We start from the raw sequence: 23,217 nt of genomic DNA on the forward strand, positions 1-23,217 counted from the left end.
TCGAACCAGATTCGACAATACCTCATCAGGTTCTCTCAGCTGCTGATTACTTATCTTCATAAATATTATACTCATCCACCGTCGCAACGAGCTTCAAGCCCAGCGTCGTGAGGTCGGCATCGATCTTGCGACCTTCTTTGAGGACGATGTATTTGCAGCGGACATCCGCATTGCCGTTGCCCTCAGGGTCACGCGTTGCTGCGACGAGCTCCTTGGCGTTTATAACTTCAGGCTTCTCCATCGCATCGTAAACCGGGTGGAAATAATCCTTATCCGTCCAATCCGTATAATCCCTGCCGTACGGCATCTTGATGTCAGTCGTGTACTGCCTTACAAAATAAACAAGCTCTGTCGGGAAAGCGACCACGACCTGGCCTTCGCCGTTTGCATCCTTTATCGCATCGCAAATATTGACGGCATACTGCGGGATGTGGTACATGTTCTCGGCTTTGGTCATATACCTATTCGTATAGATAAGCGAGCCCGAAAGCGCGATCACCAGCACCGTAGCAACCGCAACCACTGTCTTCACCGTATACCTCTTGGCGCGCGATATCAACAGGCACACCGCGTAAGCGATAACAACATATACCGGCACCAGCCATAAGATTCTGTAATAAGTCTCACCGACCGGCGGATCGATCTTGCTGACGTACGCCCACTTCGTCAAGGGAAAAAGAAATCCCGCAATAATCACAAGCGGCGTAAATCCCAAAAGAACTCTTCTTGCCACATTGCGCTCACGAACTGCGATGTAGATCGCCGCAGCAAGAAAAAGAACTATATACAAATACGCTCTGAAATTGTCTAAAGGTTCGCCGTAGCCGCCAAAATACTGGCGAAGCGTCACCCAACATTCTCTGAATATTCCGTACATATCAACCTCAATCTATACCGGCATCATCACAATGCCAATCATGCACACGCACATTTGACACCCATGCCTACCGGTTAAAAATCGTGTGCAACAAGCCGTGCGCCAGCAACTTATAGATTCCGACATACACAATGCTTGGAATCACCGAAACAGCCGCTCCCAAAACAACAGTCTTTCTCTTAGATACGATCAAAAGAATCAGCGTAAGGAGTGCTATGAACACCGGCCCCAGCCCTGCCCCAAGCGACGTACACATACCGGCAAACATATTTACCAAAGTCAGCATGATCCACCAAGGCGCCGTAACTTTCGCAGTTTCTTTAAGACCGCCCTGCACTTCTCTCACCTTTTCCACATCTTCAAACATAAGTAAAAAGATCCAGAGTATCATCGGAAGTACCAGGCTGCAGAACAGCGTCTTGCCCTGCCACGTCCTCATAAGTAGGAACGTCGCCGGCGTGTTTATCGACACATTTCCGAACATCATAAGGAGCGTTATGAAAATCATAAACACAGGTACAAGCTCTTTTTTCCCCGATTCACCATTCATATCTTTAAAAAGAACTTTCGCAATCTGATAGTAAACGAAGTAAACAAGCGGAATCACAAAGAGCGGCATAACACTGTGCGCAACGATCGTCGCATGCACTCCCGAAGCCTTCGCGATAAATGCGATCCACATCGTGATCACGGCAAGCGCATGTCTGTACTCATGACTTAGAAGATTCGACCTTCCAAGATACGGATTCACCGTGTTCATCACATCAAGCTGCTGCGCTTGAAGCGACTGCACTACATAATACGCATCGTCCCCGTCAAACGGCGCATAGACAAGAGTCATCACCATCTGCAAAAGAACCAGTGCGATAAATATACCAAAATAGATCTTGGTATCAATTTTCATACTCTTAAGATCACTTACATAATCAAGCGAAGTCTTGATATCGCGATCCGCCGAATCATCTTTTCCTGTAAAAAGAAATCCGAAATACTTGCACGCACCAAGAAGCGCGAGCACCACAGAAATCACTCCGTATATCCAAATGCAGTACTTAAACGCGCTGTATTTTATAAGTACCATGCATGGAATCGAAATAACTTCGAACACGGCGAAGTAGATCAAAAGCCCCAAAAGATACGTGATACCAAAGGTTCTGTGCTTTTTATCACTTGGCAATATGAAGTTAAATAGCTGTCCGATAAAAAAGGGAACTGCCAGCATCCAAAAGATGAGGCGTACCACGGACCACCCGATCTGCACCATGCTTTACTCTCCAAGCATCAACTTAAGATGCTGCTGCAAAATTCCGATACCCGTAAGGTTCTCGCCGCCGCGCGGGATAATTATGTCCGCGTACTTTTTACTCGGCTCGATGAACTGCTCATGCATCGGCTTAACGGTATCTCTGTACTGAGTAAGGATCGACTCGATACTCCTTGCACGCTCTGCCATATCACGAATAATTCTGCGCATAAGTCTTTCGTCTGCGTCGGTGTCGACAAAGACCTTGATATCCATAAGGTCGCGCAGCTCCTTGTTTTCAAGCACAAGGATACCCTCAAGAATTATAACATTCTTAGGGATGATATGAACCGTCGCATCAACCCTGTTATGAATCGAAAAATCATAAACGGGGATATCTACTTCCTCATTGTTCTTTAACTTTTTTACATCCTCGATCATTCTCTCGGTATCAAACGCATCGGGGTGATCGTAGTTAAGCCTCGTCCTGTCCTCATAGGAAAGGTCGTTGTGCGCTTTATAATATGAATCATGGTTGATGACAACAATATCGTCGCCAAAACTCTCCTTTATCTTCCTAACGATAGTAGTCTTGCCGGATGCGGTACCTCCCGCGATTCCCACTATACAGACCTTATTTGCCATAATTACCTCCTTTGGAAGTATAGTACTCGTGATCTATCACTTCACCGGTATTCTTATCAAAGATCAAAAGCTGAACATCCTCAGCCACATGATCCTCATCGTATAAATAGTTCGTTTCCTCGTCGTCCGTCTCATAGAAAAGCCTGAAATTCTTCTCGACAGGCCGGTAATTCATAAAGCCCATCGCCGTCTCGACATTATCAAGCGCCGCATCTCCCGAAGCCTCATAAACCTTGTTAAAGCCGGGATCGCATATCATGATATACGGCCCATCGGGTGTTTCATAGATCACATTTGAACCCGCGATCTCTTTTATCAGATGCTTCATGACTTCATCGGTAAACACCTGCGAATCCTCGTTGCAATAAAGCACAAATCCGTACTCGCCGATGGACAAAGCCTTTAACTTGGTAAAAAGACTATCCTCTGAAAGTATCTTTTCTCTGATCTCATCATAATACTTGTTGCTCAGCTTCTCCCAATATGCGTAAGCCTCATCGTCTCTGTGATCTACAAGACCTGCATTGGCCTTGAGCCAGTCGCCGATCGCTCTCGTCGTCTTATCAGCGCCCGTGACATTTAAGTGACCTCTGTCATTAAGGTCCGAATATATGTCGATCACATCACCATCAAGCATATTAAGATACGGCACTCCGTATGTGTTACATATCGCACCGGCTGTATTCGCCGCAACAATATCTTTTGTCTCCGGATTAAAAGGATTGAATGTCACAAGTATCCCGATCTCTCTGTCCTGACACTCCTCAATAATCTTGGAAAGATACTGCATTCCAACCGTTTCATCCGCAAAAACCTCTCCATCCTCGGGTCTTTGGCAGATATACGGCGCCGTCTCAACATCGTAGCGCATCTCCGCGCCAAAGAGCTCATTCCTTGACTCATTACCCACTATCGACTTGAAATCATCCTCCGTGATATACTCCCACCTGTTGTGATACACGATGAAATCAAAAAGAAATTCCCTCTTTAAGTCTTTATCCTGGACAAGGTCGTTCATCGCCTCGACTTTGAGCTTATTAAGCGGCCAGACATCCATGTTCAGATGCAGCTGCTCAATCGAAGTATTGATCTCGCTCGCGTCGGGATTGTTCTCCCTGTCATCAAGATAGCGATAGTTCTTTTCCAGCATGTAGGCATCTACAACCACCCACTCCGGCGTCTCGTACTGCAGCGCCTCCATAAGCTCCCAGTAAGTCGCCTGAAGGAGCGAGCCGTGACCGCCCATATTGTAGGAAGTATAGCCGTAGTTATTATATAGAACCGCCGGATTCACCGCATTTATCGTATGCGACGAACCAAGAAAAAGAACATCTATCTGATCTTTTTTTGCCAGCTCAAAAAAGTCCGCGTACTTATACAAGCTGTCTTTTCTCCTGAGCGCAATTGTAGCGCCGTACAAGATGGCAAACACGGTTATTATAAAAAATATGCACTTTAAAGCTATTATAATCTTTCTCTTCATAATTCCCTTAGAACTGCTTGTAAATAAAATCAGCCACGTTGTAGCCCTGGCCCCAGATTCCCAAAATAACAGTCAGCACGATGCCCGTGATCATGATGATCCATCTAAGCCAAAGCCCCTGCTTTAGGATGTTTTCCCTGATCACAACTCCTCTGTGGTTATACAGATCCACGATGATCACAAGCACGATTCCTGCAACAGCGATCAAGAAATTTCCTCTCGAAAGCCCATAACCGTACATACTTTTATCAACCAGTTTCCACGGTGTGAAGTAAAAAGAGCTTCCGGCAATCCTCACCGCATCGCCGATGCTGTCCGCTCTAAAGAACACCCACGCATAGTTTACAAGGAAAAAAGTGACTGCAGTCTTTACCACTCTGTGAGAAAAACTGTATCTTCCGATATTGAACAATTCTATGATCTTATCTCTTGCCGGAGTTAATGCCTTTCCGATCACCTGATACAATCCGTGCAGCAGTCCCCAGACAACAAACGTAAAGTTCGCGCCGTGCCACAATCCGCTCACCGCAAAGACTATCATGATATTTATGTACTTCCGGATTGTTCCTTTCCGGTTTCCGCCAAGCGGAATGTAGAGATAATCTCTGAGCCAAGATGAAAGCGAAATATGCCACCTTCTCCAGAACTCCGCGATCGACATCGCAAGATACGGAGATTCAAAGTTCTTCATAACATCGATTCCAAGAATCCTAGCAACACCTATCGATATATGCGAATAAGCCGCGAAATCGGTATATATCTGAAATGTGTAAAAAAGAATCGCAACAAGCGCCGGAGCACCGTTTATGCCAAGCTCCGTCTCCGTGTCAAAAACGGTATTAACAAATATCGCAAGCCTCTCGGCCACAACAAGCTTTAAGAAATATCCCCAGAGAATCTGAAGAAATCCGTTTCTGAATCTGTCGAAATCAACAGGCGTAGGATCTTTAAACTGAGGCAGCATATTGCCCGCTCTCTCGATGGGTCCCGCAACTATCTGAGGGAAGAATGAGATAAAAAGAGCCAGCATAACCGGATCTTTCTCGGCTTCAATGTCACCTCTGTATACGTCGATAAGATATCCTGCGGACTTAAGAATGTAAAAAGAAAGTCCGATCGGAAGTATCAGATTAAAGCGTATGTCATCAATAGCACCGAACGACACCAGCCCCACAATTCTCATAAAGAAATTAAGATATTTAAATACAAAAAGAATTCCAAGATTAAATACAAGGCATGAGATAAAGATCTGCTTGGCCTTGTCTCTATACTTACCAAGCAAAAGACCCGCCGCATAAACGGAAGCCATAGAGATAACCAAAATAATCGCAGCCCCTATCCCCGCCGTTGCATAAAACGCAAGGCTCACGATAAGAAGCCAGATGTAGCGGTATTTTCTTGGAACTATGAAGTTTATAAGTACTGCTATCGGCAAAAATGCCATGAACGCATACGAAATAAAGCTCATACTCTCTCCCGAACATTTATATTAGATACGCATCACTTCTGCTCAGTATCGAAATTAATGCGTTTTTCTTCGACCACGATGGGACGACCGATAACTCTCGTGTTGATGTTGAGAATATACTCGCCCATAAGTCCTATGAAAAAGAGCTGAACAGCCCCGATAAGGAACATTCCGATGATCATCGGCGCGTAACCTGCATGGAAGCTGTACCAGTGAGTAAGCTTAAGTATAAGGTAAACAAAAGCTACGATGATATCGATAAGCGCGCAGACAAAGCCCGCGATCGTACAAAGTCTTAAACCAACCTTGGTGTAAGATGTGATACTGAGCATTGCCGCATCGTATAAAGTATAAAAATTGTTGTGAGTCTTACCGGCTCTTCTCTGAGGCTGCTCGTACTCGACGGTAGTCATGTTAAAGCCCTCGCCGTACTCAGCAACGATACCTCTTATGAAAGGCACCGGATCATCAAGCTTACGAAGAAGCTGAATAAAAGTCTTATCGTAAAGTCCGAAACCCGTGAAGTGCTCGATCATGCGGACTTTAGACATGTTCTTTATCATCTTGTAGTACATCGTACGAAGGAAATAGATGAATCCGTTTTCCTTACTCGATGACTTAACGCCGCTGACAATCTTGTGTCCCTCTTCCCACTTCTTTACAAAAACGGGGATCATCTCAACGGGATCCTGGAAGTCCGCACAAACAGGGATCACGCAGTCTCCGTCAAGCGAACACATTCCGTGGAACGGCGAATTGAACTGACCGAAATTCGTCACGTTAAAGATTGCCTTGATCTTCTTGTTGCCTTCACAGATTTTTTCAATCTTGGCTCTTGTGCTGTCAGTTGATGCGTTGTCTATAAATACGATCTCGTAGTCGTAATTCGAAAGGTCTTTTATAAGAACCTGCTCGATTGCTGCCGATATTCCCTCGACGTTCTCCTCTTCGTTGAAGCAAGGGATTAAAATGCTGATTTTTTTCATAAATACTCCTACAGCACGACTCAAAAAACTGAGTCTGCTGATTACTTAAAAAATGCGGTGCCATGTTCTTTCAAGCACCGCATTGTGTTTGCAAATATATCTTGGGGTTTATACGCCCGTTAGTCTACTTCAACCTCTTCTTCTGCTGCATTATCTGCCGCATCAGTCTCATGATATTCCTTCTCGGTGTTGACGTTCCAGATATTGCTGCGGTCTGTCTTACCGCTTATGATGTTCTTTACAACCTCGAAAGAAGTACACATTGAATGGTCGATATTGTTATATCTATGCTGACCGTTTCTACCTACGCAGTAGAGATTGTCGATAGTATCGAGATACTCGATGAGCTTATCCATCTCTTCATAGGTATCAAAGTAAGCGGGATATGCCTTCTTAACTCTCTCCATGTGATAATCCATAACCTCGTCGGCGCTGCTAATGAGGTTAAGTGTGACCATCTCACCGATTGCCATCTTGGCGAATTCATCCTCGGTCATGTTCCACATGTTGTCGCCTTCAAAACAGAAGTACTCAAGTCCCACCCATACGGTGTTCTCAAGATCTTTTACCAAATAGGGAGACCAGTTGTTGTAGATCTGGAATCTTCCCATCTTAACTGTTCTGTCCTGAACGTAAACCCAGTTGTCGGGCACAATATTGCCGATTGTCTTGATCTTGGTCTTATTCTCAAGATTGAGCTTTGGAACAAGTACGCCGAGAGTCATGTAATCACGATAAGGAAGTCCTGCGGCGATCCTTGCGGGATCAGCGGGAACATCATTCATTCCTGCAACAAGATCCTTGATAGGCATTGAGCTGATAACGATATCACCGTCAATCTCAACCTCTTTACCATCCATTATGTAGGATACGCCCTTGATGTGATTGCCGTCCTTCTTGATTCCGGTAACCTTAGCATTCATAATAATCGTACCGCCGAGCTTCTTGATCTCATCGGCCGTCACCTCCCAGAGCTGTCCGGGACCGAGCTTGGGATAGCTGAACTCCTCGATAAGAGATGTCTCAACCTTACCGCCCGTCTTTCCGGAAAGCTTGCGGAAAGCATTCTTAAGAACCGCCATAATTGAAACGCCCTTAACTCGCTGTGCTCCCCATGAAGGGTCGATATCGGAAGGATGTCTGCCCCAAAGATTCTCTGTGTAATACTCAAAGAACATTGAATAGAGCTTCTTACCGAAACGGTTAATATAGAAATCTTCAAGTGAATTCTCTTTGCGCTTGAAAAGCATAGCACCTATATAAGAAAATCCACATTCAATTGTCTTGATAAGTCCCATGTTCTTGAAAGTCTCAGCCTTCAAAGAAATAGGATAGTCATAGAACTTACGGTCAAAAAAGATTCTGGATACTCTGTTTCTTCTGAGCATAACCCTGTCCGTCTTCTCCGGATCCGGGCCACCCTCATTCATCTGCATCGGTCTGTCTAGAACTATATCATCGTAAGTGGGCTTACCCTGACGAGGGAGCATCTTGTCCCACCACTCGTTAACTTCGGGAACCTTGGTAAAGAATCTGTGACCGCCCATATCCATGCGGTTACCCTTGTATTCTACGGTTCTGGAAATACCGCCAAACTGGTCGGTCTCCTCAAATATCACTACCTGATAATCTTTTGACTTGGTCAATAGCTCGTAAGCAGCTGTAAGTCCTGCAGGACCTGCACCAATTATAAGAGCCTTTTTCATATTGTTTACCCTCAACTTCTATAGTTTAAAATAAGCGGTCGCCCAGTGGGCATAGTACCACTAATATTAGTAGTATACTCTATGAGCCTAAATTCTTCAAGAATTACGCGAATCCCCCTAAATTTAGACAAGGAAAAACCCACAGACGTTTGAGGGAGTCTGTGGGCTTTCCTTTTGTTGGTTATTTTGTTGAAGGATTTACGCATGGATGCGAAATCCGTGCGTAAACTTAGTTATCGTCAGCTGCGCCATGCTCACGTGCCAAAGGGAATCCGCCTTCTCTAATTAGTTTATTGAAGTTAGCTTCCTTAAGCTCGGAATTGGGCACCATGAAGTATTCTTCGGGATCAAAATCTGCTATCTTAATATAATCTTGTTCCAAATACTCATAAGGTTCATTTTCTTCATAGAAATTCGGAATATGTGCAAGAAGTCTTGCAACCACCTGTCTTCCCTTGAGTGTAAGATGGGTTCCGTCCATAAGGTACTCATCTGCAGTATCAAGGTAAAGATCAAAACGCTTATCGTTCATACAATCAAAATCAATAACATCCATATCATCGGCAACATTAAGTGCCTTTCTTGCGTAGTTGGCAAGTGTATCCACCCCGTTACTTACGATATAAGAGTCACCGAGATACTTACCGTTACCGTCTGTATAAATTCCGTAAAAAGGTGTCATGATAACAATCTTGGCCTGGGGACTGATCTCCTTAAGAGTAGCAATACCTCTCTCAAGTCCACCATAGAATGTATGAAGATCATTGCCGTCATGCTGAGTATTGTCAAGCGGCATCTTCTGGAAGAAATCGTTGGCACCATATTCTATAAAATAATAATCAACTGTAGCGGGATTAATTTCTTTTATAGCATGTCTTACGTCTTCACGGTTCGCAAATACGCCGTCTACATCGATCTTGCCTGCAAGACCGTAGCAGATTCCGTTAAATGAAGGTGAATCCCAGTTGTCCAGATTAGTGTCTGAAGTAGACATCTCAACACAAGCAGTAGTTCCGCCGATTCCAAGATTATAAACCTTGGCATGAGGAACTCTCTCAGCAACCAAGTGCGCAATGTCCGTTCTCTCACTTAATCCATTCTCCATCTGGCTATCACCGATGAATACCATATAACATCTGTCAGGAGCCTTCTCCTCTTCAGGTGTCTCCTGTGCAGGCTGCTCTTGTGTGGCTGTTGAAGTTGAAGCTGATGCAGCTCCCTGCTCCAATGCAGGCTGTGTAAGATTCTCAGCCACTACAATTGAAGCGTCCTGAGATGCAGCGTCATTCGCCTGCTCTCCATTATTTAAAATGTCTTCGTTAACATATTCTTCCGCAGTGTCCGTTCCCTTCCCCGGAGCAGAGCACGCAGTAAGAACCATTGTAAGTGAAAGCATTACTGAAAATGCCTTCGTATATATTTTTCTCATTCCTTTTTCTCCTCTTATCTGCTGTACACCTTCTCTGTCTTTTGCTGTACACCAAAATCATTCTATCATCTTTTTGAGGGAAATAAATAGTCTTGAATCAAAATTAAGAATTTCTGCCGTTAATCTTAAGAAAGTCTTAAGGAGTTAACGAAATATCGATTAATTCATTATCTGAAAACACCTTTGCTATCACTTCCCATATGAGAAAACCTATACGTCACACTATCAATCACTGCATGCTTAACGGTATCATACAACACTATATTCATTCCGGATTCATTCCGAGAAACCTCTTCTCCGTCTATTTTGATTGAAGAATTATAACCGGAATCCCATCCCTTGCTTTCTATCGCATATGTCATACCACCATATTCGTCATTGTGATACAGTGCATCTATGCCATGTCCCTCTAACACTTCATCCTTTTTTATTACCGCATAATATGCTTCATGATCACCAATTGCAGAAAAATCAGACAACCCATTTTCTTTCATTACCTGAACAGTATCATCATCCTTCGAAATGAACATGTCATCCTTGACACTCATCAGAACTACAGTATCATCCAAAGACATACCATATGACAAATAATCTTCAAAACTATTCTTTAGAAGATTTAGATCTCCCTTCCAATCCAAATAGTTATGCTTCATTCCGTTATTATCGTAGCAGGTCACTTCGATATATGCATTCTTTACATCAATATCTTTTAGATCTGCTTTACCGTTAAAGTACATATATGAAAAAGATTCATCTTCAAAGTCTATTGTCACCGGATCCGTATAATGTTGCTCATCCCATATCTGAGCTCTGACCCTCCATATTACCAATTCGGAATAATCAATCACACTCAAAAATGCACTTCCATCGTCCTCAAATCGCATATCCACAGATCCAATTAGATTAATATTCCCGATATTATTAAGATCAAAACATGCCGAGTCTATTACACTGTGACTCTCATAATCATATACAACGCAGTTTATTCCTTCTTCATTAAGAGCGTATTCATCACCGTCAACAGTTATACTGCAGTTACCTTTTCCTTGTGATGCGCTACTCTCAATATGGTACTTCACATCATCACCTACAAACGCTCCGTCATATGATATTTCTTCATCTTCAGCACCGTACACCAAAGCAGGTATATCCCGCACAGCATAAAATCCTATATTTTCCTGATTCACAAGTTTTTCATCAATACCAAGTTTTTTAAACTCATTAAGATCAGTCTCACGAGCCTTAGCCGTAAAATCTCCACATGCCGCAAACAAAACCGCAATATTCTCTCTGTCATTTAGAAGGTCGACATAATCTTCAAAGCTCTCATGCGCCTGAAGACTGAGATCTCCGGATAACTCTCCGACCTTACATGCATCCTTTCCGATAGTTTCAATCACAACAGTTCCCACTCTGTCTTGAAGCACACCGATATTAAAACTACAGGAATATGTCCTGTCAACATTAACGCTCATCTCTTTAGAATCAATTACTGTATTATCAGGTCCGTATAATGTGGCATTCACGCCATCATAGTCTTCAACATTAATGATGTCATCCACCTCCACCGCTATGGTATCCGCAGCTTCATCATACTCGATCACATTTATATTGGCATCCGGAAGTAATCTGCGCTCTCTTTTTGTTTCCTCATCGGCAATGCCCGATAATTCATCCATAAAAGCGGAATGCATAGATAATTTCGAATCCAGTTCTTCACTTCCTAATCTTTCTATAAGAGTCTGCTCCCCCGAAAAAAGATTTGTTCCGAGTCCAAGCTTATTCCCTTTAATCTTAACTCCCATAGCCGCAAGGGTAGTAGGGAACATATCCAAAGATGAATACTGTATTGATTCTTTTCTTCTCTTATCTACAGCCGAATTAATGAATGCAGTGTATGTCTTCCTTACATAATCACCGTCAATACCATCACAGAACCCTCCATTCATTGTAGGATGGTCTCCGCAGACAACCACTGTTGTATCTTTATAAAAATCCTGCTTTTTGATCCACTCGACAAATTCACAGACCTGCTTATCAGAGCATGCAATAACATTTGCATATTTGTTATCTCCAAATGTATCTTCACACAGATCACAGACATATCCATCAGGATGATGTGTGTCTACAGTCAACATAGTAAGGTTAAACGGCTCATCTTTTTTACTAAGCTCAAGCAGTTCTTTCTTGGCATTTTCAAAAAGCTTGGTATCCTCATATCCCCAATAAACCTTATAGCCGTCCGGAATAATCTTATTTTCGAGAGCGTACCCGTAATCATGCATTTCATAATTTCCATGAATTGAAAAAAATAATTCTCTTCCTCCGAATACAGCATCGGAACCGATAAGTAGCTCCTGATAATATCCCTCTTTAGCTAAAATATCTCCGATACAAGTTATCTCAGGGAAAAATGTCTTTTGCTCAGACATTGCATTCCCTTCCACATAGGTCTTTAGCGGTAATCCCGAAGACTGCGCAAACATTGCCCCCATCGTCCATGTCGTTCCAACCGTAGAATATGCTCCGTTTAATTTATCGTCACCGGAAAAACACTCACTCTCTTTGGCAAGCTCTGTCAGCTCAGGGATCATATTGTACTCAAATCCGCCGCCATTATCGATGTCACTATAGGTCATCTCCATGGATTCCAGATAAATATATATAAGATTACGCTTTTTCTTGGGAAAAGTAAGCTTTACCTCCACGGGATCCACATACTCATCCTCAATAAAAGATGACTCTTTTCCCGAATTTATAAAATATTCAATTGCATTTAATTTGAATGCCAAAACAGCCAGAGAAATAACAGAAAATACCGCAGACGATATAATCCAGATACGAAAAAGAATCTTTTTCTTTTTTATAAGGATAAATAAGACTATAAATACAGAAACAGCAATTGTCGGAACCAATGCTCCGACTATATACCTTGACATCATGTCGCCCCCCGTCCCCTTAAGAGGCGCAGACAGCTCATATATCAATTCATCCATATTTAGTCTAGTGAAAACCTTTAGACACCATACTACAGAGAAACCCAAAAGGGTAAAGAACGCAGAAAATAAGGCGGTAATACCGCTTTTAACTATTTTTTTCATAATCCCCCTCAATCTTCCCTCTTCTAAAAAGGCCCGGACATGTTGTTATCCGGGTCTTTATCATTCATATTATTTCAATGATCAACAGCTTCAGAAAGTCTTCTTCTGATCTCCTCAACGCTCATCCACTCTGTGTTATTGCCTGAGCTGTAGTAGAATCCATCGGGAACTTTTTTGCCCGAAAGATCGGGAACCTGCTTGTCATTAAATGTAACCTGAGGATATACGATGAAGTGCTTGTCATACTCGTATGTAAAAGGAGCATCCTCTGTTGTTACCATGATCTCATCAAGCTTCTCACCGGGTCTGATACCAACTTCAACAGTCTTGATGCCCGGGCACATAGCCTCTGCAAGATCCTTGATATGGAATGAAGGAATCTTACTGATGAATGTCTCGCCGCCCTTAGCCTCTGCAAGCGCCTTGAGAACTAGCTCAACACCCTCGGGAAGGCTGATCCAGAAACGAGTCATACGATAATCCGTGATAGGAAGCTCTTTCTCGCCCTTCTCAATAAGCTGCTTAAAGAAAGGAATGATCGATCCTCTGCTGCCTGCTACGTTACCATAACGAACGATAGAGAAATTCACATCCTTAGTTCCCGAATATGCATTGGCAGCAATAAAGAGCTTGTCGGAAACCATCTTGGTCGCACCGTAAAGATTAACCGGATTAACCGCCTTATCCGTTGAAAGAGCAACTACTCTCTTAACTCCTGTATTAAGCGCAGCGTTGATAACATTCTGCGCACCCGTGATATTGGTCTTGATCGCCTCATCAGGATTGTACTCGCATGCAGGCACCTGCTTAAGTGCAGCCGCATGAATGATGTAATCAACATTCTCACACGCACGCTCAAATCTCGCTCCGTCCCTTACGTCACCGATAAAGAAACGCATCTTATCAGCATTCTCTTTGTATATCTTCTCATTGGCCATGGTGAACTGCTTGTACTCATCCCTTGAGTAGATGATGATCTTCTTGGGATTGTAGTGCTGAAGGACATACTCGGTAAAGCAATGCCCAAAAGAGCCTGTACCGCCCGTAACCAATATTGTCTTGTTATCCAAAATCGAATTCTTCATTATATTCCTTATCTCCATAAAATTCTGAAATCACTACCTATTATATCAGAAAAAATAAGTTTACCGATATATTATATTTATCAAAGGCAGGATTGGCAACTAGAAGTATAAGATTTATACAAAAGAGCTTTCGCTTAAGCAGATTTTCCCTTCAGTACTCCTTCTCCACTTTCTCAACCCCATACGCCTTCTTGAAATCCTCAACATCCTTCTCGTCGCGGATCAGCATTATCTCGTGGAACTCGCCTGTCACTAAATCCTTAAAGCCCGCAACTTGCTCGCCGGTGCAGATAGATGCTCGGATTATTGGCTTTTCTTTTGACGGGTCGTAATCGTAGGGTGGGACTGATGGAGTTTTCTTATTTTTTCCAAAAATGAAATCAAAAAGCATGGGCACCTGCCTTGGATAATAAAGTACGTTGGTAGCTTTTATGCTCTATTCACACATACATCATGCACTCTTTATGCGCAATCTTGAGCCCATCCCTGTTCTTCATGAAATACAGCGTCTCCAGCGTCTCGACCATGTAGCCGATGTAACGGTCGGAGCGTTCGCTGCCCTTGGGAACGGATAATTCCTCAACGCGCGCAAGCACAGGGAAAAGCCAATCACAGTAGTCTTTAAGCACCTGTTTCTTGGCAAGGATCACGTTGTAATTATACATATACTGCTGCCCCAAGACTTTCGGAAAATACTCGGCATACTCAGGCCGAAGTTCTTCCAGTGCTGTCAAAAGAGCCTTCCAGTCCGCATTCTTTAAATATCTTTCATGATGCTTGTTGATATCCGGCTCGTACATAAGCGGGTACGGAAGTAAAACATCGATATCATTGCAAAAGAGCTTTCGCAGATCATCCTCTGTAAGCTCAAAACTGCGCCTGTACTGCGCAAGTCCAAAGTAGTTCTCGTTATCTTTATCTTGCTCTTCTGCGCTGCTGCCATTTCCGGCTTCGCACAATCTATTCTTCCAGATCCAGTAAAGCCCCGTAATCTCGCAGTAGTTCCCGTTCTTTGCAGAAATATTGTCCCCGGTATCATCCGTAATATCAGCAATCCGCTCATCGGTATTTGCCGTGCCAACCTGGATAGCATGCATATATTCCGGTCTTACAATCTTAGTCTTAAGTTCTTTATCCTTATGGGATCTGGCGAAGAAGATATTCAATCTAAAATTATCTTTGTCAAAAGCTTTCACTGCCACGCCTGCGGACCTTGCCTTCGCCGTGCCAACATCACCTGCGTCAGCAGCTCCATCTCCCGCAAGCGGCTTGAATTTCCCACTCTTTTCGTGGAACGCATCCATCAGCTCCCCCCAGAGTTTGCTCGTAAGCCTACTGTGATTACAAAATCCATATCCATCAAGCGTCTCCTCTATCTCCTGCTGGACATTCTCCGGCGTAGCGATAATGACCTCAAGCTCTTTTTTCTCTTCATCAGAAAAAGACGCAGAGACATCCGCAATCTCTTTTACCGGAATCCCCGCAAGCACAGCCGGATTCCCCTCAAGACTCGAAACCATGAAGAAAGGAATCTCCCGCTCCGGATATAAAGTTTTCATCGCTTCACAGACGCCAAGTGCATAGCCTTGGGCGCCGTAGATGATAGTTTTCATATAGCCCCCTGCTCAATCTGACCTATCTACATAAAATCTTAAGATTTTTCGACGGTATTTCTTAAAATTTGTCTGATATCATAGAAAACATCGGCAGTCTTTCAATGACAATTCTAAGCCGATGTATGGCGAATCCGCCAAATCTACGTATCCAGAAAGGATTTTATTCTATTATGTCAAAAACAAATGACAATCGCAAAACATTAACCTACGAAACAGCAACAGGAGAAATCGAGTTCACTCTCATGAGCGACATGATGTTCCATTATGTCATGCAAAAATCCGAGAGAGCCTTAACCGGCCTTGTATGCGCCCTAAAAGGCCTATCTCCGGATGATGTAAAAAGTGTCATTGTCACAAACCCCATTGACCTCAACAGCGCAGGTAAAGAAACAATCATGGATGTAAAGCTCACTCTCAACAATAATGAGATTCTCAATATTGAGCTCCAGGTATACCCTGACAAGTATTGGACATCTCGTTCAATAATCTATCTGTGCCGCGCATATGACAACATCGGCAATGGCGACAATTATTCCCTAGTCAAACCCACAACTTTATTTTGCATCACCGATCAGGAGCTGCTCCCCCATGCAGAACCGGAATTCTATGCGAAATACCGTCTTATCAATCTCAAAAACCATCACTTGTATACTGATAAATTTGGTATAAATGTGCTACAATTAAACCACACAGATCTTGCCACACAAGAAGATATTACCAACAACCTTGTGTACTGGGCGAACCTTTTTAAAGCAACCACTTGGGAAGAATTTAAAACTCTTGCCAAGAACCATCCTGATATCGAGGAGGTAGGAAATTTGATCTTCGAACTTAATTACGACAATCAGGCAAAAGAAATTCTCGAAGGCCAGCGCCGTTACAGAGAGCAGATGAATTCTCAGTACACCGCAGGCTATACTGACGCTGAAGAAAAATACGAAGCTGAGCTTGCCGAAAAAGATATTGCTCTTGCTGAAAAAGACGTCGCTCTAGCAAAAAAAGATGCCACCATCGCTGATAAGGATGCTGCTCTTGCCGAGAATGCTGTTTCCCTTGCCGAAAAGGACGTTGCCCTTTCAGAAAAGGACGCTACCATCGCCAAATTACAAGCCGAGCTTGCCAAATACAAGGAGGTATAAATCTTGATCTTCGAACTTGATTATAGCAACCAGGAAAAAGAAATACTTGAAGGCAAGCGACGCTACAGAGAGCAAATGAACTCTATGTACACAGCCGGTTATACTGACGCCGAAGAAAAATGCTTAGCTAAGCTTGCTGAAAAGAACGCCGCCATAGCTAAGTTGGATGCTGAAATTGCCGAAAAGAAAACCTCCATTGCAAAAATAAAAACCGATCTTGAAAAAAAGATAAAAAAATAAAGTTTTCAAGATGCTTGATTTTCATCTCTCCCTCGCAGAAATGCGGGGGAATTTATTTGCAACATGCGTAGCTTTAGGCATCACGGAGGTTGCGTAATATCTACTATCTTCTCTACATAAAACAATTATAATATGTTCAAAACTTCTCAATTACGTATAATTGCCAAACTGCAATCATCTCCAATCGGTACTTTTATTAACTTTTCTCCTAGTTCATTTTCAAAATCATAAACTGCATCTTTTACTCGAATAAAGTTATCTGAAAAATAGTCATGTAATAAAATACAACCTCCTTCAGCCATCTTATTCCAAAAGAATTTAAGTCCTTCATACATAGGAATATATAAATCCATATCCAGATTTACGAATGCGAACTTGTCACTTACTCCCTCCATGCTCTCAGGAAAGTATCCTTGTTTAATAACAACTTTTTCCGGATAAGGCATTTTCTTCATAACCAAATCAACAGAAGTTTCCTCAAAAAAATTCCTATCCGCGAAGCGACTTTCTAAAAAATTTACATTACTGTTTTCAATCTCATTTTTTAAATCTGATTTTGAAAAACCCTCAAAAGTATCACACAAAAATAATTTTCTGTCCGGGAAATATTTATTTATATATTTTGCAGAATCCCCTCTGAACACTCCACATTCCGCCACGTTTCCCAAAATATTATTAGAATATATCCATTTTGAATATCCTCTAATAAAATTAATTCTTTGATCAATCAATAAATCAAAATAGAAATCATCACAAAAAACATCTATTATAGAAACACCTTCGATTCCCATTTTCTCTATACTTTCCATAATAGAATGGCTATAAACAGGATTACTAACTGCTACGAGAATCTGATCAACATCCAGATCCACAATTTCAGACGGTGAAAAAACTCTAAACATTCCTAGCTTTTTCCCCCAGTACATCTCATTACTATCAGTATAACCTACTATCTCAATATCATTCATTCGCATAAGCTGAGGTACGATTTTTCGACCATAGTCACCGCACCCCCATATCAAGACCTTCATATTATTTGCCCCCTATCATATGTAAATCTTATTTGTAATTTAAAAAGCCTCCATTACCAAATATACTTTCAACTCACTACCTGTAATGCGCTCCACGATCCCAACTTATATCAGGATTAGTTAATACATTATACTCTCCCCCTATATCGCCTATATCATCAGGAGTCATTCCCATAGACCACAGCGTATATATCAAAGCTTGCTGGTCTCTTTTTGCTCCTATTAGATATTCCATATACCAATTTTTATATAGCTCTAGAGAAATGGGATTCTTTAAATCGGTGACAATCATTCCGCATTCAAATAATCCAAAATGTTTAGGCACTCCTGCCCTTGCATATCTCTCAATGTCTTTAATAAGTAGTTCCTTATCCACTGCTCCAAGCCATGAAAGAAAAATACCTTCAGAATATATGCAATCTCTCTCTCGATGCCTGTGAATAGCCAAACCACTTCTTCCTACTAAGGATATGTTATGCGAAATAGGCTTAACTATCTGTATCGATCCATCATAATAAATAGAATAATCATAATCAGAAAAAATACTATGTGGATGCATCTTACAAAATCTATTTTTGTCTTTTGGAGACATATCTACAGAAGGAACCACTTTATCTATATCAATCCAAGTTACACTTTCTCCAGCTAGTTCACGATCATCTGATATCATGAAATAGTCACATTCATCTTCTAGAACCTTAGGTTCTCTCTTCTTGTCATATCCTCCGGCAACACACGAATAAATAGCTATTTTCACGATTTATTCCCTTCCATCTTTGAGATTTAAATACAGATCGTATATCTCATCACCATAAAAAGCTTTTATTATCTGATTCATTTGTGCCAACTCTCTAAGGCTAACAGTCAAAAGGTACTCATTCACCTTGAGTGATTGCTCTATCTGCAGATCATATGGGTCATCAACTAAGATAAAAACTACTGTCCGTTCTTTCATGTTCAGTAGTTTATCTTTGTGGATTGGTGTTATTCCATCTATACTGATCTCATCAACTTTTTTATCATCACCGTCGCAAATATAATCAGCTTTCACACCAAACATTTGAGGAATCTCAACGTATAGTTTCTTTCCAAGATATCCCCAGCCATATGTACAAATCTTTGAGCCGTCATAAATCCAATTTATGATTTTGTCATATTTATCCATTACTGACCTCACGCCTCCCAAACAACATCTGAAGCAGAGATGATAGGGCAATTCATCTTGGATTTAAGTGTTTCGTTTATTTCATTATAATATTGAACCACTGCAACAATCACCGCATCAACCTGCGGAAGTTCCTCATCGGGGCGATACATTTTCACTCTGGCAAATATATTATCTGCATTTCTGTCTATACAATACTTTACAGAAATTCCATTCCTTTCAAGTTCATCAAGAATTGCATATCCCACTTCACTCATTCCATAAATCGCAACAGTTTTATAATTGTTCTTTTCAAAATAATCAGATAATTTTTTCCCTTCTTGTTGAAGTCTGATCCATCGAAGTGTAACACCATATATGCCTACAAATCTTTCAGCGTTTCGTTCTATAAATTTACAGTGTTCCTGATATTGGCGTCCCATAAAGAATGCTCCGACAACAACACCTGCAATAAATATCAAAACCGCTCCAATAATATATATAATCATTCAGCTTCTCCTCTTATTATCTTCGCGTAATTGGTCAGACCAATTCCAACAAATCCTTTTTTTTCAACTTCAGAAAAAATGCAATCAAGATCCTCATACAATCTTTCTATCTGCCCTTTTCTCTCAAATGTCGGGCTTCCTCCGGGCATTAGCTCTGATGAATGAAGCATAAATTCTATATATCTATAATCTCTTTCCGAAATATAATCCAGCATTCCCAGCATTTCCTGCAGATTATGCCCATTTGGTCTAAACCAAGCAGGCTTACCGCGTCCTTTTGCAATACATGTAACCGGAATCTCAATTATATTGCTCTTTTTTACCTTTCCTTTTTCGGTATAAGAAAGAAATCCTTCTTTTAAACTATATCCGCTCCAATCAGTCCCTTTGCTTCCAATGCTCCACCCCGGCATATCGCTCCAGTCCATTCCGGGTGTACAAGTACAATCCACCAAGTATCCGAGCCTTTCCAATTCTCTCAGAATCACAGAGTTAAAGCACCATCTTCCACCTCTGTGTGATCTTACTTCCGTTTGAAAATTATCTTCCAATAGCTTGGTCAAGTATTCCAGCTTTTTCCTTATCACACGTCTGGGATATTCTCCCAAAAAAGGTTTCCCTCTGGTAATTGGACGCTTGATAAGCGGATAATACGGAGGTGAATTCCATGCATGCTCATGTGAACCTATTTCAAGCTTTTCATTTTTTAATCCCTCTCTAGCAAGTTCGATCATAGCCGGATCAATTGCCATTTCATAATTAGTCAGATATGTGGGAATAAAATGGTATTTCTCGCATTGTTCTTGAAACCTATATAAATATGAGGCATTCTTAGTCGTTATAGGTGCATGAATATCTTTTACCCCCCAAAGGTTATCTCCTTCAGTATCTATTGTAATAATAAAATATCGATTCAAGGCATTCTCTCCTTCTTCGATTATGCTTACCCTATCATGTAAATATTTGTATATTTGTTCCAATACTCTGTTGGAATTCTCTTTGTAAATTTAAAAATCTCGTTTCTTATTACCAGCTTATGACATGTAACTCCGCTGTATATTAATGTTATTGTGCGCGGCTTCCTTCTATAACTTTCCTCAATATTCTCAATTACTTTTATAAAAGTATCCCCATTAAATGGATTATACATATAAAAATAGTTATATCCATCAAGCTCTGTTTTTATATTTGATGCATCATCACAAAAGAGCTCATAATTCACCATACCGCATTTTTGGAAATTCTTTTTGGCTATACTATATAGGTCGTTATCATACTCAACCCCTCCAAGCTTTCCGCAGTACGCTTCTGCCAACAGTAATGTTCCGCCTTTGCCACATCCAAAATCAAAAAAACCATCTTCAGGCATAAATTGAAATTCATCCAAAATTTTGATTATAGAATAGTCATTCCCAAAAGAGTAAAAGGTCCCATCTCCACATTCATTATGTTTAACCGCTTTAATATCCAACTCAAATAAATATTCAAACCAATCATAATATGACAGTATTTTTTTTTCAGTGCCAAAAAATTCCGTAATAAGATTTAAATAAGAATTATTGTTGTATCCACATCGGTTCAATACACTTTTTGATTCTTCGTCTTCGTAAAAAGCTTCAAGCACAAAGCACTTTCCCGGATCCAATTCATCTAATATTGATGATGTGTATATACAGAATCTAGATGGGTAATCTTTAAAATTATCAATTATATAATCTATCCTTTTCCCTCTGCGATTTAGGATATGCTCAAAAAACTGACCGCTGTAACCATACCCCCATAAAATCAATGTTTTACCATTGCTTTTCTTTATAATTGCATCTACCTTCTTGTCAAACTCACTAAAAAGATTCATTTTCCGGTTATCAACTCCTTATCCCATAAAGCCATTACGTTCTTTAAAGAATATATGTCCGCTCTTTGAATTGAAGCCTTGGAATATCTGGAATACATATCATCATCATTAAGGATTCCAACCATAGCTTCTCCCAATAATTGTTCTTCTTTCTCAAGCGCTTCGTTTCTTTTTATATCTCCAATGATATACGGTGTAAGAATTCCATATCTGCAATACTGGATATCATCACTACTTTTTTCTTTACCCACAATTTCTCCGCAGCCTCCCGGTGAATCAGTTGTTATCACCGGAACTCCATAAGCCATTGCCTCTACCATTGCATTGGGAAAGCCTTCAAGCTTGGAGGTCATAACAAACGCCCTTGCATATTTCAGATAATAAGAAACATCATTCGTTGAACCAACAAAAACTACGCTATCACTAATCCCAAGCTCATTACATAGATCCACCAAAGAATTCTTTAATCTTCCCTCGCCAACCATACATAGTTTTGCATCTTCAACTTTTTTTAACGCATATGAAAATGCTCTTATTACCCTATCCGGTTGTTTAATCTGCTCTAATCTACCAACAGTTACAATCGTTTTCCTTCCATATTCCCATTTTTTATCACTTATAATTTCACGCTTTTGTGAAATATTCGGAATGGATACAACCTTTTTTCTCTTAATTCCACAATTATTACAAATGTCATTCCTAACATAATCACTTACTGCAACAATCTTATCGGCTCTGGAAAGAATCAGCTTTTGCCAAAAACGCTCATAAAGCATTCCTTTTCCTTCTTTGCGCTCAGTCAGCACCGTCCTTACACTTACCAAAGTCTTTCGCCCATCTTTTGATAATGCATTTAAATAATTCCATTCTTCCATAAACGAAATAGCAGCATCAATCTTGTATTTTCTTTTCAAGCAAATAAGTTCCGCTCTGGCATAAATAATTTCTCTTATACAATCAATAGTCTTCTCACATGAAAATGGTGAAAAGATATGACTGTTTATTACTTCGCCACGAACTTTATAAAAACGTCTTTCACTACTTACAAACAAAAAATAATAAACATTATGTCCTTCATTTATTAAGTTATCGCCAATAACAGAAGCTGCTCGCTCTGCTCCCCCGGCCCCCAGAGACGGAATTAAAATAGCAATGTTCATAGCGTCACCCTCAAGTTCTTACATCTCGTATACGATATCCTCTAATGAAAGAATATCGCAATCAAGTTTTTCTTTTAGCATTCGCCTTAGTTCCCAATACCATAAAACAGTTGTAACGATCACAGCATCAACATCAGGTAGATCATCATTAGGAGTTTTTATAACAACATCCACTCCTATATTCTCGGCATTTTTGTCGATAGCGTAGGGAACCTCTATATCAGTGTCCCTAAGTTTCAACAATAATAATTCTCCCAATTCTCCCATTCCATATATTGCTATTTTTTTATATCCTTTGGACGCCAGATACTCCCCTATGCTTCTATTATTTTCAGCCTTATTCAACCACTGCAGTAATATATAATAATTAGTTCGAAATTTCTTTACCTCTAATTCTTTTTTGGCGTAAGCTTTTTTTCTTTCACTACCAATAAGTTTTTCTCCGAGGATAATTCCAATTATTACACCAACAAGCCCTATTACGATGAACATTGTATGCC

Annotated in this window: 22 protein-coding genes; 2 read left to right on the forward strand and 20 right to left on the reverse strand. The window is 41.0% G+C overall.

Annotation, left to right across the window (positions count from 1 at the left end; genetic code table 11):
- Window positions 1-46: 46 nt before the first annotated feature.
- The 12 genes from D6856_RS09815 to D6856_RS09870 form a co-directional block, all read right to left on the reverse strand.
- Window positions 47-877 carry a hypothetical protein gene (locus D6856_RS09815; protein ID WP_120686725.1) on the reverse strand — a complete coding sequence of 277 codons (831 nt, stop codon included), beginning with the start codon at window positions 875-877 and terminating at the stop codon, window positions 47-49.
- 67 nt (window positions 878-944) lie between these two features.
- A complete protein-coding gene (locus D6856_RS09820) occupies window positions 945-2,141 on the reverse strand; it encodes a DUF6077 domain-containing protein (protein ID WP_120686726.1) in 1,197 nt (398 codons plus the stop codon).
- A 3-nt stretch (window positions 2,142-2,144) separates the two neighbouring features.
- Window positions 2,145-2,765 carry a uridine kinase gene (udk, locus tag D6856_RS09825; protein WP_120686727.1) on the reverse strand — a complete coding sequence of 207 codons (621 nt, stop codon included), beginning with the start codon at window positions 2,763-2,765 and terminating at the stop codon, window positions 2,145-2,147.
- A complete protein-coding gene (locus D6856_RS09830; RefSeq protein ID WP_120686728.1) occupies window positions 2,755-4,248 on the reverse strand; it encodes a hypothetical protein in 1,494 nt (497 codons plus the stop codon). Before D6856_RS09830 ends, udk begins: the two co-directional genes overlap by 11 nt.
- 7 nt (window positions 4,249-4,255) lie before the next feature.
- A complete protein-coding gene (locus D6856_RS09835) occupies window positions 4,256-5,716 on the reverse strand; it encodes an MBOAT family O-acyltransferase (RefSeq protein WP_120686729.1) in 1,461 nt (486 codons plus the stop codon).
- A 32-nt stretch (window positions 5,717-5,748) separates the two neighbouring features.
- Entirely contained in the window at window positions 5,749-6,702 is a 954-nt protein-coding gene (locus D6856_RS09840; protein ID WP_120686730.1) for a glycosyltransferase family 2 protein, read from the reverse strand.
- A gap of 119 nt (window positions 6,703-6,821) precedes the next feature.
- Entirely contained in the window at window positions 6,822-8,408 is a 1,587-nt protein-coding gene (locus D6856_RS09845; protein ID WP_120686731.1) for an NAD(P)/FAD-dependent oxidoreductase, read from the reverse strand.
- Window positions 8,409-8,637: 229 nt separating this feature from the next.
- Window positions 8,638-9,837, reverse strand: a complete 1,200-nt coding sequence (locus tag D6856_RS09850) for an SGNH/GDSL hydrolase family protein (protein ID WP_120686732.1) — start codon at window positions 9,835-9,837, stop codon at window positions 8,638-8,640.
- Window positions 9,838-10,004: 167 nt separating this feature from the next.
- Entirely contained in the window at window positions 10,005-12,833 is a 2,829-nt protein-coding gene (locus D6856_RS09855) for a sulfatase-like hydrolase/transferase (RefSeq protein ID WP_158588898.1), read from the reverse strand.
- A gap of 179 nt (window positions 12,834-13,012) precedes the next feature.
- Window positions 13,013-14,023 (reverse strand): UDP-N-acetylglucosamine 4,6-dehydratase (inverting), encoded by a 1,011-nt coding sequence (pseB, locus tag D6856_RS09860; protein ID WP_330544271.1) that lies wholly within the window; start codon window positions 14,021-14,023, stop codon window positions 13,013-13,015.
- 151 nt (window positions 14,024-14,174) lie between these two features.
- On the reverse strand, window positions 14,175-14,414 hold the full coding sequence (locus D6856_RS09865) for an aspartate dehydrogenase (RefSeq protein ID WP_243114070.1): 240 nt from the start codon (window positions 14,412-14,414) through the stop codon (window positions 14,175-14,177).
- 49 nt (window positions 14,415-14,463) lie between these two features.
- Window positions 14,464-15,636, reverse strand: coding sequence for a DUF4422 domain-containing protein (locus tag D6856_RS09870; RefSeq protein ID WP_120686734.1), 1,173 nt, complete (start codon window positions 15,634-15,636; stop codon window positions 14,464-14,466).
- A 173-nt stretch (window positions 15,637-15,809) separates the two neighbouring features.
- Between D6856_RS09870 and D6856_RS09875 the strand changes: the two genes are divergently transcribed.
- Both D6856_RS09875 and D6856_RS09880 read left to right on the forward strand, forming a co-directional pair.
- Window positions 15,810-16,778, forward strand: a complete 969-nt coding sequence (locus D6856_RS09875; RefSeq protein WP_158588899.1) for an Rpn family recombination-promoting nuclease/putative transposase — start codon at window positions 15,810-15,812, stop codon at window positions 16,776-16,778.
- Window positions 16,779-16,781: 3 nt separating this feature from the next.
- A complete protein-coding gene (locus D6856_RS09880) occupies window positions 16,782-17,018 on the forward strand; it encodes a hypothetical protein (RefSeq protein WP_120686736.1) in 237 nt (78 codons plus the stop codon).
- A gap of 146 nt (window positions 17,019-17,164) precedes the next feature.
- On the opposite strand, the gene D6856_RS09885 is transcribed toward D6856_RS09880, so the two are convergent.
- The 8 genes from D6856_RS09885 to D6856_RS09920 all read right to left on the reverse strand — a co-directional run bounded on the left by D6856_RS09885 (window position 17,165) and on the right by D6856_RS09920 (window position 23,209).
- Window positions 17,165-18,049 (reverse strand): TylF/MycF/NovP-related O-methyltransferase, encoded by an 885-nt coding sequence (locus tag D6856_RS09885; RefSeq protein ID WP_120686737.1) that lies wholly within the window; start codon window positions 18,047-18,049, stop codon window positions 17,165-17,167.
- 76 nt (window positions 18,050-18,125) lie between these two features.
- Complete coding sequence (locus D6856_RS09890; RefSeq protein ID WP_158588900.1) at window positions 18,126-18,806, reverse strand: glycosyltransferase domain-containing protein; 681 nt, start codon at window positions 18,804-18,806, stop codon at window positions 18,126-18,128.
- Window positions 18,807-18,809: 3 nt separating this feature from the next.
- Window positions 18,810-19,214, reverse strand: a complete 405-nt coding sequence (locus D6856_RS09895; protein ID WP_120686739.1) for a hypothetical protein — start codon at window positions 19,212-19,214, stop codon at window positions 18,810-18,812.
- Between the two features lie 8 nt (window positions 19,215-19,222).
- Window positions 19,223-19,702, reverse strand: a complete 480-nt coding sequence (locus D6856_RS09900) for a hypothetical protein (protein WP_120686740.1) — start codon at window positions 19,700-19,702, stop codon at window positions 19,223-19,225.
- Complete coding sequence (locus tag D6856_RS09905; protein WP_120686741.1) at window positions 19,699-20,619, reverse strand: deacetylase; 921 nt, start codon at window positions 20,617-20,619, stop codon at window positions 19,699-19,701. The genes D6856_RS09900 and D6856_RS09905 overlap by 4 nt, the downstream gene beginning before the upstream one ends.
- 26 nt (window positions 20,620-20,645) lie before the next feature.
- Window positions 20,646-21,557, reverse strand: coding sequence for a class I SAM-dependent methyltransferase (locus tag D6856_RS09910; RefSeq protein ID WP_120686742.1), 912 nt, complete (start codon window positions 21,555-21,557; stop codon window positions 20,646-20,648).
- Window positions 21,554-22,717 carry a glycosyltransferase gene (locus D6856_RS09915; protein ID WP_120686743.1) on the reverse strand — a complete coding sequence of 388 codons (1,164 nt, stop codon included), beginning with the start codon at window positions 22,715-22,717 and terminating at the stop codon, window positions 21,554-21,556. Before D6856_RS09915 ends, D6856_RS09910 begins: the two co-directional genes overlap by 4 nt.
- An 18-nt stretch (window positions 22,718-22,735) precedes the next feature.
- A complete protein-coding gene (locus tag D6856_RS09920) occupies window positions 22,736-23,209 on the reverse strand; it encodes a hypothetical protein (RefSeq protein ID WP_120686744.1) in 474 nt (157 codons plus the stop codon).
- Window positions 23,210-23,217: the final 8 nt, after the last annotated feature.

Source organism: Butyrivibrio sp. XB500-5, assembly GCF_003625505.1.
In the GTDB taxonomy this organism is placed as follows: Bacteria; Bacillota; Clostridia; order Lachnospirales; family Lachnospiraceae; genus Butyrivibrio.

Excerpts from the sequence above, each read along its gene's own strand:
- D6856_RS09815 (WP_120686725.1), bottom strand. The coding sequence starts at position 877 with ATGTACGGAATATTCAGAGAATGTTGGGTGACGCTTCGCCAGTATTTT.
- D6856_RS09820 (WP_120686726.1), bottom strand. The coding sequence starts at position 2,141 with ATGGTGCAGATCGGGTGGTCCGTGGTACGCCTCATCTTTTGGATGCTG.
- udk (WP_120686727.1), bottom strand. The coding sequence starts at position 2,765 with ATGGCAAATAAGGTCTGTATAGTGGGAATCGCGGGAGGTACCGCATCC.
- D6856_RS09830 (WP_120686728.1), bottom strand. The coding sequence starts at position 4,248 with ATGAAGAGAAAGATTATAATAGCTTTAAAGTGCATATTTTTTATAATA.
- D6856_RS09835 (WP_120686729.1), bottom strand. The coding sequence starts at position 5,716 with ATGAGCTTTATTTCGTATGCGTTCATGGCATTTTTGCCGATAGCAGTA.
- D6856_RS09840 (WP_120686730.1), bottom strand. The coding sequence starts at position 6,702 with ATGAAAAAAATCAGCATTTTAATCCCTTGCTTCAACGAAGAGGAGAAC.
- D6856_RS09845 (WP_120686731.1), bottom strand. The coding sequence starts at position 8,408 with ATGAAAAAGGCTCTTATAATTGGTGCAGGTCCTGCAGGACTTACAGCT.
- D6856_RS09850 (WP_120686732.1), bottom strand. The coding sequence starts at position 9,837 with ATGAGAAAAATATATACGAAGGCATTTTCAGTAATGCTTTCACTTACA.
- D6856_RS09855 (WP_158588898.1), bottom strand. The coding sequence starts at position 12,833 with ATGGATGAATTGATATATGAGCTGTCTGCGCCTCTTAAGGGGACGGGG.
- pseB (WP_330544271.1), bottom strand. The coding sequence starts at position 14,023 with ATGAAGAATTCGATTTTGGATAACAAGACAATATTGGTTACGGGCGGT.
- D6856_RS09865 (WP_243114070.1), bottom strand. The coding sequence starts at position 14,414 with ATGCTTTTTGATTTCATTTTTGGAAAAAATAAGAAAACTCCATCAGTC.
- D6856_RS09870 (WP_120686734.1), bottom strand. The coding sequence starts at position 15,636 with ATGAAAACTATCATCTACGGCGCCCAAGGCTATGCACTTGGCGTCTGT.
- D6856_RS09875 (WP_158588899.1), top strand. The coding sequence starts at position 15,810 with ATGTCAAAAACAAATGACAATCGCAAAACATTAACCTACGAAACAGCA.
- D6856_RS09885 (WP_120686737.1), bottom strand. The coding sequence starts at position 18,049 with ATGAAGGTCTTGATATGGGGGTGCGGTGACTATGGTCGAAAAATCGTA.
- D6856_RS09895 (WP_120686739.1), bottom strand. The coding sequence starts at position 19,214 with ATGGATAAATATGACAAAATCATAAATTGGATTTATGACGGCTCAAAG.
- D6856_RS09900 (WP_120686740.1), bottom strand. The coding sequence starts at position 19,702 with ATGATTATATATATTATTGGAGCGGTTTTGATATTTATTGCAGGTGTT.
- D6856_RS09910 (WP_120686742.1), bottom strand. The coding sequence starts at position 21,557 with ATGAATCTTTTTAGTGAGTTTGACAAGAAGGTAGATGCAATTATAAAG.
- D6856_RS09915 (WP_120686743.1), bottom strand. The coding sequence starts at position 22,717 with ATGAACATTGCTATTTTAATTCCGTCTCTGGGGGCCGGGGGAGCAGAG.
- D6856_RS09920 (WP_120686744.1), bottom strand. The coding sequence starts at position 23,209 with ATGTTCATCGTAATAGGGCTTGTTGGTGTAATAATTGGAATTATCCTC.